General features: G+C 40.1%; 11 protein-coding genes. 6 read left to right on the forward strand and 5 right to left on the reverse strand.

Annotated features, from left to right (window positions below):
- Positions 1-160: 160 nt before the first annotated feature.
- The 3 genes from ACEYW6_RS30095 to ACEYW6_RS30105 all read right to left on the reverse strand — a co-directional run bounded on the left by ACEYW6_RS30095 (position 161) and on the right by ACEYW6_RS30105 (position 2,479).
- Entirely contained in the window at positions 161-1,015 is an 855-nt protein-coding gene (locus ACEYW6_RS30095) for a DUF4394 domain-containing protein (protein ID WP_190902082.1), read from the reverse strand.
- A 185-nt stretch (positions 1,016-1,200) separates the two neighbouring features.
- Complete coding sequence (locus ACEYW6_RS30100; RefSeq protein ID WP_412982656.1) at positions 1,201-1,698, reverse strand: hypothetical protein; 498 nt, start codon at positions 1,696-1,698, stop codon at positions 1,201-1,203.
- A 565-nt stretch (positions 1,699-2,263) separates the two neighbouring features.
- Positions 2,264-2,479, reverse strand: coding sequence for a hypothetical protein (locus ACEYW6_RS30105; protein WP_412982657.1), 216 nt, complete (start codon positions 2,477-2,479; stop codon positions 2,264-2,266).
- 179 nt (positions 2,480-2,658) lie between these two features.
- Here ACEYW6_RS30105 and ACEYW6_RS30110 point away from each other — a divergent pair, with 179 nt between their 5' ends.
- Entirely contained in the window at positions 2,659-3,771 is a 1,113-nt protein-coding gene (locus ACEYW6_RS30110) for a hypothetical protein (RefSeq protein WP_412982658.1), read from the forward strand.
- Positions 3,772-3,786: 15 nt separating this feature from the next.
- Positions 3,787-4,188: a nuclease A inhibitor family protein gene (locus ACEYW6_RS30115; RefSeq protein ID WP_412982659.1), complete on the forward strand. Its 402-nt coding sequence runs from the start codon at positions 3,787-3,789 to the stop codon at positions 4,186-4,188.
- A gap of 65 nt (positions 4,189-4,253) precedes the next feature.
- Here ACEYW6_RS30115 and ACEYW6_RS30120 read toward each other — a convergent pair whose 3' ends face one another.
- Positions 4,254-5,099, reverse strand: a complete 846-nt coding sequence (locus ACEYW6_RS30120) for a DNA/RNA non-specific endonuclease (RefSeq protein WP_412982660.1) — start codon at positions 5,097-5,099, stop codon at positions 4,254-4,256.
- A gap of 274 nt (positions 5,100-5,373) precedes the next feature.
- The gene (locus ACEYW6_RS30125; protein ID WP_412982661.1) at positions 5,374-5,874 is read right to left on the reverse strand and encodes a hypothetical protein; all 501 of its coding nucleotides are present in this window, start codon (positions 5,872-5,874) and stop codon (positions 5,374-5,376) included.
- 183 nt (positions 5,875-6,057) lie between these two features.
- Here ACEYW6_RS30125 and ACEYW6_RS30130 point away from each other — a divergent pair, with 183 nt between their 5' ends.
- The 4 genes from ACEYW6_RS30130 to ACEYW6_RS30145 all read left to right on the forward strand — a co-directional run bounded on the left by ACEYW6_RS30130 (position 6,058) and on the right by ACEYW6_RS30145 (position 9,654).
- Positions 6,058-6,795, forward strand: a complete 738-nt coding sequence (locus ACEYW6_RS30130; RefSeq protein WP_412982662.1) for an SDR family oxidoreductase — start codon at positions 6,058-6,060, stop codon at positions 6,793-6,795.
- A gap of 150 nt (positions 6,796-6,945) precedes the next feature.
- Positions 6,946-7,554 carry a glutathione S-transferase family protein gene (locus ACEYW6_RS30135; RefSeq protein WP_412982663.1) on the forward strand — a complete coding sequence of 203 codons (609 nt, stop codon included), beginning with the start codon at positions 6,946-6,948 and terminating at the stop codon, positions 7,552-7,554.
- 287 nt (positions 7,555-7,841) lie between these two features.
- Positions 7,842-8,996 carry a WG repeat-containing protein gene (locus ACEYW6_RS30140; RefSeq protein ID WP_412982664.1) on the forward strand — a complete coding sequence of 385 codons (1,155 nt, stop codon included), beginning with the start codon at positions 7,842-7,844 and terminating at the stop codon, positions 8,994-8,996.
- A 136-nt stretch (positions 8,997-9,132) separates the two neighbouring features.
- Positions 9,133-9,654 carry a hypothetical protein gene (locus ACEYW6_RS30145; RefSeq protein WP_412982665.1) on the forward strand — a complete coding sequence of 174 codons (522 nt, stop codon included), beginning with the start codon at positions 9,133-9,135 and terminating at the stop codon, positions 9,652-9,654.
- Positions 9,655-9,759: the final 105 nt, after the last annotated feature.

Here is a 9,759-nt window from a genome sequence, read left to right on the forward strand (position 1 = left end):
TTTTACCTTTATCACCCCTGCGACAATTGCATAAAAATATGCGGCCGCAGTTTCAACAATAGAAGTGATGGTCAGTTTATCCAGTAGAGAAGCGATCGCAGTTCCGTATGAGCTATCCCCAAGCCCAATCCCTGTGTTTAGGGATTGGGCTTGGGGATAGCTACTTAGATGTAACGGCTAAACCAATGAATGTACCTTTAGGGACATCGGCGATTTCAGTCGCAACGCCAGTAGATAGATCAATACTGTAAAGAACTGAACCAGACAGTGCATAGGCAGTATTTTTACCTTGTGCATCTGTAAAGATGTCAAAGCCGCTATTCGGCGCAAAATTAACACCAAGATTGCCGATTGTTCTGAGAGTGCCATCATTAGGTGGGTTTTGCAGTACTAATACATCAAGATCGTAGTCAATGCCAAACAATTGAGTTGATGTGGCTCCAGCAACGGAATTTGTGTAAGCGGCAGCGGTAACGTTGGGGTCAACTGTGGCGTTGACATCATCACTAGCATAGGCTAAAGGTTTATCAACAATAACTGCACCAGTATCTACATTGGTACGGAAATTTTGGTCATTGCTGCCTACTATGCGTAAGCGATCTGGTACGGGATTAAAGTCAAACCCTGATTGAAAACCTCCATTAAAGCTGCTAGATAGTTTGCTCACAAATTGAGCTTGACCACTTATGAAGTTAATCGTGTATACATTGTCAGTATCTGTGACACCGTAAAGCAGACCGTTTGCTGGACGGAAATCGATCCCTTGTAAGTTGCCGTCAATTCCTTTAACTTGAACTGCTTTAGCAAATCCACTCGGATCTATATTTACAAGAGTATTATTTGAGGTTATACCAATAAATCTTAAAGCAGACCATTTGCCTTTAACATTAATTTGAAGGATATCAGCTAATTTCGTGAGACCAACGTCAGCTGAAATTTTGTTAGCACTCAAGCCAAGACTCGCAGTGACTACAGCAACTACAAGGGCTATTTTACGTGTGAGCAGACCTTTCATCCTAAACTCCAAGAACAGTTTTTCTAGTTTTGATTCAGCAACGAGCTATCCTTTATTAAAAAGATTGTCTTTCAAGTTACTGATGACTACAGATTACACTTAAATAACAGTTAATTTGATGTTTGATAAAAACATCCTACTTTTCCTAATAAACCTACTTTCGAGTTGATCGCAACTATCTTTCGTTATAAAGATAAGACTTCAAACAAAGTGCAAATTTTCACCACAGAACGAGGGTGGTTATGCCAAGCCTGGGGAAGAATAGCCTGAGCAGTTACAGCATCTGATCTTTTGAACAATCCATACTGATTGACTTTTTGAGCTAACGGCTTTAAAGCTTTTGTCCAAGGTTGGTGGTTCCATAAAGGTGATTTCCTCTCAATATCCAATAAATCATATCCGAGTAGCTTTAATCTGGGATGATTTTCTGGAATATTATGTTTGCTGGCATCTGTAAACAATAAATGGTATTGCTTACTTGATAGCGGTCTTGGTAGCCAATCGAGCAAGTTCCAAACTTCATCTAGCGAATCTAAACGGAAGTTACGTGAATAATTAACGTGTGGATTGCACCAAGGATCAATACTCCGAATTTGATAAAGAGCAGGTAAGCCCAGGAACTTTGCATACTCTCTATATTCGTAATCATTGACAAATTTAATTACTCTCGTACTTAACCACATTGTCCATACTTTAAACAGGGTTATCTATACACCAAGAATCTGATTGCTACTTATTCCTTTTTTATAGCTTTTGGAGAATTTAATCCCTAAAAGGTTTTCAGAGCTTTAATGTGAATTAACCAAATTCAGATGTCCAAGCGAAATTTGCCAACTAAATCTTTTCAAATCCAAAATTATTACTGAATCTGAACCATTAGTGGTAAGCTTTGCAAGTATCTAAAAAGGTTTACACGACAAAAAATTAAGTAAATTTACTCTCCAATACCCATCAACTTACCGCTTAACAACAAGCTAGTCAACTGTTTGTACAAAACGTCCTACTTTTCCTACTTTTCCCAATTTCAAATATTGTAAAACGATGATCTTGAATAACAAATAGATAAGAGAATGTTTTGTCCCTGGGTAATAAACATAGCTGAGATACCCAAATTCCATGTAGTACTATGTATGATACGTAACTTCTAAATCCATTCAAATTACCAACGGAAAGGAAATATTGGTAGAAACGGCGTGGCATTGGAGTGGGAACAAGTACTGGAATACGCCAACAGTTGAAGTGTGATCGCTACTCGTCCCAATCAACCAACACCCCATCAACACAAGCAATACCCCACTGCGGAAACTTTACCAGCACCTTTTTAATCACAATCTGCAAAGCTGGGTCATCTTCCCAGCACTCCTGCAAAAAGTCAAACCCCGGATTCTGCCCAAAATTCGCCGCAACTTTCAGTTTCTGCATCCGCTCCGGTCGCAGATTTGACAAAAGCAACAATCGCTTCATGCGACCATTTTTCAGGATTTGGAACGGGTGCGGCGGAACCTTCACCCTCATTAACTGTAATGATTAATTTGAGCATCAACACAAATTTTAACTTTGTAATCGCTCTCAAATAATCTAACTATTACCAATTCTTAAATATTAGCTTTTATGCTGATCTTGTTTATTAGCAAAGATGAGACGTGAGTTTAAAAAAACTTTTTCTTGTGGCTCTGGGGCTGCTTGTAGCAATAATAGTTGGTATTTTTACAGACAATAAAGTAATTGCTCAATCTGCCACTGATTTGGCTTTAGCCTTATATCATGCGCCTATTCACTACCAAGATACAGACAGTACTAAGTATAGTGCAGACTACATCACGCGATTTGATTATGATAGCGATTGGCAAGGAACAAATAACTGGGATAACCTTTTTCAATTTCCTCTCTCCTCTCATGGTTACTATTCTGTAGCTGAAACTTGTACTCATTGGTTCATTACATATTCCTTTTACCATCCTCAAGACTGGACTGATATTCCTTTTGATCAAGAACACGAAAATGATTTAGAGGGTTTACTTACAATTGTCCGTAAGGACGGTTCAGCTTTTGGTAAATTAGAAGGCGTTGTCACTGTATTTCATAACGATTTCTACTCTTACACTCCAACTGGTAGTCCTTTACGCAATGGTGCAGAAAGTATTGATGGCACACTGACAATGAATAGTTACAGTGGTTCATTGCACCCATTAACAACTCAAGAAGCTAAAGGTCATGGACTAAAAGCTTGGCCTGATGCTGGAAACTTTAAGAGTGCAAGTAGCGAGGATGGGATTATTTATTATCCTTCCCAAACTACAGCAGAACTTCCTGCTTCAGGAAATGACCGCGATGTACAGTATCAATTAGTTGATGTTTTTGCTGAAGCAGGAATGTGGCAACATCAATTAAATGAAGCTTCTTTATCAAGTTCTTCAGCCTTAACTTTCGCTAGTTGGGGAACTTTCAAGGGAGATTCGAGTGGTGGGTGTGGCTCTGGTACACCAACTTGCAGTACAAATTCTGCTAATACCCCTTGGGGTTGGGATGATTCAAATGATGGTGCAGTATATAAAGGTGAAATGGCTTTAGACCCCGCTCACCTAACTGATGTTTATTTTGATGAGCTTGGAACTTTTGATACCACATACATCCGCAACCAATTTATTCAAGGATTGAAAGACAGAGGATATAATTCTGCAAATCTTCCTCAAGGTTGGCCCACTCAGCTTAATCTTAATTCTCTGATTGGCAAACTCAAAAACCAATGCTCATAACCATAAATAAATTTTATGACTAACGAGATTACAGAAAAACTTAAACAAGCCTCCGATGGTTTGTTAATGATAAGTGAATCAGAGTATCCATTTGAAGCTTTTTTGTGGTCTAATCAAGCACAAGAACCAATGACCGCTCAAAAACTTCTCCAGTTAACAGGACATTCTCTAGAAACATCAATTGAAGAAGTAGAACTAGATTATATATTTCGTAACTGTGCTGAGGAAAAAGAATGGCACGATGAAATACAAAAACAAAATGTGTCAAAGTTTAAATCACTTGTCAAAATACTAAAAGATCACCTCACTGATATCAAGGTTTATCGCCTAGGTACGATAAACCTTGATATTTATATTGTTGGTAAAACTCCATCTGCGGATTTAGCCGGAATTTCGACAAAAGTTGTAGAAACTTAACCCAGCAATCATTAGCCTGTCTGTATTTATATACAGCCTTTAAGTTTTTAGTGAGCTAACTATTCTTACAAGTTATCAACTCTGGACTCAATTACACTTTGAACAGACGAAGAAACATTAGAGAGCAAATTGTAACCAGTATTTGTCTCAATAGAATCAACACTAACTCTGTAGCTTGTCCAGTTATTATTTCTAATTCCCTGCGAATTAGGCATATTCACAGCAATTACCCTTGTGTTAGTATTGACGCTGCTAGCATCGGAATTTGGTGAATTTAATATTACAATAACTTTCCATGTTCTGCTCGGAACTGTAACGTTACCATTAGCAATTGTGTTTTTTGCTCCATTAGAACCTGTTCCACCAGTGCCGTAAGAACCAGAAATAATATAGAGTTCTTTACCCTGGTTTACTAAGTCTCTAGAATAATTTTCTAGTACAGCCCAAGGCCCCTGATTATTATCAGGTGACTGAGGAATTATATTTGTCATTAAAAAAGTAGCAGAGTTATTGGCAATAGTATTTGTCCTATCTGCGGACGGAGCCATATGTCCTCTGTCAAAGCCACTGCCAGTGTAATCAGAAGAAGTGACTCGGTAGCAGCTTGAAGGTAATGTAATATCTGCACGAAAATCATCTTGGCGAGGTGCGCTTCCTAGCCATGATGTGTTTAGCTGCCAACTTACCCAATTAGGTGTCCCTCTATAGCAGTTATGGGAAACTGCGTATTGAGATTTGCTCAACAAAAAATTACTGTAACTGCTGCCAGCATTACTAGGATTGCCCATTCTTAGATGAACACTTGAGGTTTGGGCAGTTAGTGGCTTTTGTAGATAATTAAGCAGAGTGAAAAATACTGCTGCTGGTACAGCAATAGGTAGAATAGCTCTGAAAAACTGAGACTTTTTCATTATTACTATTTATTTAAAAAAACTACAATTGTTTCTGCTAAAGTTACAGAGATTCAGTAAAACTTAGCGATCGCAATATAGCTTTGCTTGTATAAGCAGAAGTTAAAAAGCTGTAAAGATTGCATTAACATCTAGTAATTATTGAGGTGATTATCTTAAATTCAAGTGCCAAAGAATAGTATTCTTAAAGGAAACTTGAGCAATGGCAAGTTGATCAAGTGTAGAAACAGCAATAAGTGGGTTTTCCTCAGAAATAGAGTTGTCGTAGGCATCACTATTCTTTCCACTTCACCAGTACCCCATCCACACACGCAATCCCCCACTGGGGAAACTTCGCTAATAGTTTTTTGATCACGATCTGCAAAGCCGGGTCATCATTCCAACACTCCTGCAAGTACTCAAACCCCGGATTTTGCCCCGAATTCGCCGCAACTTTGAGTTTCTGCATCCGCTCCGGTCGCATATTTGACCTCGCTACAATCGCCTCATACGACCATTTTTCAGGATTTGGCATGGACGCGGCGGAACCAGTGCCTTCATCAACTGTTTTGACTTCTACACCGGAAACTGAATTTTCAACCAAAAACGAAGCGGGATTACCTGTTTCTACTTGCCCCTCTGTTTGATTAGCGATCGCTGCATTGGCCAACGACTGAACCAACCGCGCACGATAGAACTCCTGCTGCAAAAGGGACAGAACACTTAGCACGCCCAATTCAGACCAATCCCCTAAATCCTCATTGTGCAGAGATATAAAAGAGGTGTCCAAAAGCACAAACTTCAAAGACGGCTAAAAAATTGGTGTTGCTAGATTCGCATGAGGGATGATGATACCATGCTAGAAGGAGCGGTGGAAGCCGCAGTCTTTCTTCAAGAGAGCAGCTAAATTTCTTTGCCATAACTTAGAGCGATTGTCCAAGGTTTTTCAGATCATGGAAAACCATAAGGAGAAATCTTAATGAACTACGACATTAAAGACAAAACCATTTTGGTTACGGGCGCAAATCGCGGCATCGGCAAGGCGATAGTTGAGTCGTTTATTGAACACGGAGCCACCAAAGTCTATGCGGCTGTTCGTCAGCTCAATAGTGTCTCCTCATTGGTTGAACAATACGGTGATCAAGTAGTACCAATTCATGTTGATTTAGGTGATCCCCAATCTATTGTTGCTGCTGCTCAAACTGCCCCAGATGTGCAAGTTGTTATCAATAATGCAGGAGTCTTTCAAGCTGGAACTCCCTTAGCTGAAAATGCGATCGCCGCTCTCGAATTTCAGATGAAGATCAATGTATATGGATTGATCTACATGGCTCAGGCATTTGCCCCGGTACTCAAAGCCAATGGAGGTGGTGTCTTTGCCCAAATCAATTCTGTTGCTTCACTCAAAGGTTTCCCCGACTCTGCTACTTACTGTGCCTCGAAAGCTGCGGCCTATTCAATCACCCAGACATTACGAGAACTATTGAGTGAGCAGGACACGCTTGTGTTAAGTGTTCACCCTGGCCCGATTGCTACGGATATGAGCGATGCGGCAGGAATGAGTGAGGTTTCAAAGCCACCTGCACTTGTGGCAGATGGGATAATAAAAGCTCTCAAAGCTGGGGATTTTCACGTCTTCCCTGACTCGATAGCTAAACAAATGGGCGATGCTTATAAGAGCTTTGCGGAAAATGTCGTTGAGGTACCATCAAGTTAATGACATTGCGGGGTAATGCTTTAGACAAGGGTATCTGGGTATTAAACAGCAAGCCCAAACTCTTCTCGATTGATGAACAAACCAATCACAGTATCATGCATCAAATCTGTTAAAAATAGGAAATCACAATACTGAATTTATAGCAGCGATATGGCACGAATCTTATACTATGCACAGCGATCACCTTACGCTCGTAAAGTGAGAATTGTCCTGGCAGAGAAGCAGCTACCTTACGAACCCAAAGAAACAGACATTAACAATAAATCTCCAGAATTCCTGAGTTTATCTCCCATTGGCAAAGTTCCGGTATTGGTGGATGAAGATGACCTCGTTTTTTGGGATTCAACGCTGATTGTGGAGTATCTAGACGAGACTTATCCTCAGCCCGGTTTTTATCCTAGCAATCGCATTGAGCGTTTGTATTGTCGTCAGGGGGAAGAGTTAGCAGACAGTTTGATAGACAATGTTGTGGCATTGTGGTACGAAACCCGTAAAGGGAATCAAGCTGATTTTGGCACCCAGGCTAAATATCAGTCCAGCATTAATCGCCTTTTAGGTGTTTTTGAGCAAAAGTTGACTAACTCAGCTTACCTATTAAATGAAACTCTGAGTGCTGTTGATGTTGCAGCTATATCAGGGTTGGGTTACTACAGCCTCAGATTTGGCAATAATTGGCAGCAAGAGTATCCTAAATTGAGGCAATGGTTTGAGCTATTGCATCAACGTCAATCAGTTTACTCTACCATGCCAAAAGCATAAAGCGCATAAAGTAATTTAGCTGACTTTAATCACTTGAGTTTTTAAAAGACATTGTAGCTATTATATTTACCTATTCAATAGAAAGGGTAACTAATGATGACCGCTCTGGCTCACCTTCAGCTTACTTGTTTACTTAGACTTGATTGTAACTAATCATTGGCGAACATAATTTTGAGAGTAACTTAAAAATTGAGGCACAAATCCTTAATCTAAATATTCATATAGATTAAGCCTTTGCAAAAAACAAAGGAAAAATTATTACTTTTTTGAAAGTAGCTTCAAAAAAAATGAAACAATTCTTTTCTTTACTTATTGGTTTAACTTTCACAAGTCTATTACCATCTCAAGGATTCTTAAAAGAAGCTAACCACAAACTCAACTCTATCGATAATCAAGCTCAAATCCCTGCTATACCTCAGTCTTATTCCCCATCAAATTTTTCTGAAGGTCTAGCACGGATACAAATTGATGAGAAATGGGGCTATATCGATAAAACAGGTAAATTCGCTATTCCTCCTCAGTTTGAGGGTGCTACAGATTTTGCTCAAGGATTAGCACGAGTCTGGGTGAATCAAAAGTGGGGTTATATTGATAAAACAGGTAAATTCGCTATTCCACCACAATTTGATTACGCAGCTAACTTTTCCGAAGGGCTGGCTCTGGTTAGCATTGAGAATCAAGCTAGCTACATCGATAAAACAGGTAAGCGTGTTCTCCAGCCAAAGTTAACTGCCTTTACTAATTTCAGCCCACAAAGAGCAGATGCCGCCAACTTTTATGAAGGATTAGCACGAATAAAAATTGCTGACAAGTCTGGCTACATCGATAAAAAAGGTAATATTGTCATTCAACCACAGTTTGATGTTGCTGAAGCTTTTTCTTCTGGAAGAGCATGGGTGCAAATCAAAGGTTCTGGGCGTGGTAAATATGGTTATATCGATAAAACAGGTAAGTTTGTCATTAGGTTCGACCAGCAGCAACTATACGGTGCTTCTAAATTTTCGCAAGGGTTAGCTGTAGTTGGCTCTAATAGTAAGCTAGGCTACATAGACACCACAGGCTCCTTTGTGATTAAACCACAATTCGATTATGCCTTTAACTTCTCCGAAGGAATGGCATGGATTGGTGTTGCTCAGAAGTCTGGCTATGTTGACAAAACAGGTAAAATTGTCATCAAGCCCCAGTTTACCAGTGCAACAGATTTTTCTGAAGGATTAGCATCGGTTAACATCGGCAATAAATGGGGCTACATCGACAAAACAGGTAAAGTACTTGTTTCACCACAGTTCGATTATGCTGCTAAATTTTCCGGCTCTTTAGCACTAGTGAGCATTGGTAACAAATGTGGTTATATCGACAAAACTGGAAAAATGACACTTCAACTACACTCTAGTTTGGCTCCTAAGATCAGTGAGGGAGCTTGGTGTAGAGTCCAATGGTAGTAGGAAGCTCATCTTTGGCGCATCCTCTAATTATTCATGCGCCAGAGTCTAGCTTCGCTACTTGTCCTTACATCAAAACTTCCCACGCTAAATGCTAAATTTTATTTAGCCACCCAGTAGGAGTTTTCTTTTTCTTATGTGGTTCTGGTCTGCCGATTCAGTAGAACAAGAATTATTTGATTTGTACGCTCCAGCCCTGCGGTCGCTCGGTGTAAATTTTAATGACGAGCAACTCCAAGACACTCTAGAAGCAGCAAGCTATGGTTTAGAAGATGCTTTCAGAAGCGCGATTGTTTATATGCTTTGGCTCGAAGAAAATCTAAAACCGATCTACCCGACTGCGATATTAATCGACGCACTGGCAAATCAATGGCGCACCAAGTACTGGAAACCGGAGTATTTGGAACTTGAACAGTTGCTCTCACCCGGAAAGCGCTGGTGGAGGGCAGCAGTGGATAAGTGGGGTTACGACGAGCGTAATCAACTGGTTGCAGACATATTTTATGACCACGGGCAGGAATTTATTAAATTCCGAAACGGGAAAGAAATTCTAGTTGACACTGCTTATAAGTGGGGATGGGAGCGAGTCGCAGATTATGCGTCCCCATTTTCAGAGAATAATTGGTCGCTTGGCGGTATCAATGCAAAGGAATCTTGATCTACAACCGTCAAGCAGCAATCGCTTTCTGACTTTTCCCGTTAAGTCTCTTTTGCAAGCTGCCAGCCTTCACAAAGGTCGTGTAATTTTAACCAGCCTCGCCAC

The sequence above is a fragment of the Nostoc sp. UIC 10607 genome, from assembly GCF_047228265.1.
GTDB lineage: Bacteria > Cyanobacteriota > Cyanobacteriia > Cyanobacteriales > Nostocaceae > Nostoc > Nostoc foliaceum_A.

Excerpts from the sequence above, each read along its gene's own strand:
- ACEYW6_RS30135 (WP_412982663.1), top strand. The coding sequence starts at position 6,946 with ATGGCACGAATCTTATACTATGCACAGCGATCACCTTACGCTCGTAAA.
- ACEYW6_RS30140 (WP_412982664.1), top strand. The coding sequence starts at position 7,842 with ATGAAACAATTCTTTTCTTTACTTATTGGTTTAACTTTCACAAGTCTA.
- ACEYW6_RS30100 (WP_412982656.1), bottom strand. The coding sequence starts at position 1,698 with ATGTGGTTAAGTACGAGAGTAATTAAATTTGTCAATGATTACGAATAT.
- ACEYW6_RS30130 (WP_412982662.1), top strand. The coding sequence starts at position 6,058 with ATGAACTACGACATTAAAGACAAAACCATTTTGGTTACGGGCGCAAAT.
- ACEYW6_RS30105 (WP_412982657.1), bottom strand. The coding sequence starts at position 2,479 with ATGAAGCGATTGTTGCTTTTGTCAAATCTGCGACCGGAGCGGATGCAG.
- ACEYW6_RS30120 (WP_412982660.1), bottom strand. The coding sequence starts at position 5,099 with ATGAAAAAGTCTCAGTTTTTCAGAGCTATTCTACCTATTGCTGTACCA.
- ACEYW6_RS30095 (WP_190902082.1), bottom strand. The coding sequence starts at position 1,015 with ATGAAAGGTCTGCTCACACGTAAAATAGCCCTTGTAGTTGCTGTAGTC.
- ACEYW6_RS30115 (WP_412982659.1), top strand. The coding sequence starts at position 3,787 with ATGACTAACGAGATTACAGAAAAACTTAAACAAGCCTCCGATGGTTTG.
- ACEYW6_RS30145 (WP_412982665.1), top strand. The coding sequence starts at position 9,133 with ATGTGGTTCTGGTCTGCCGATTCAGTAGAACAAGAATTATTTGATTTG.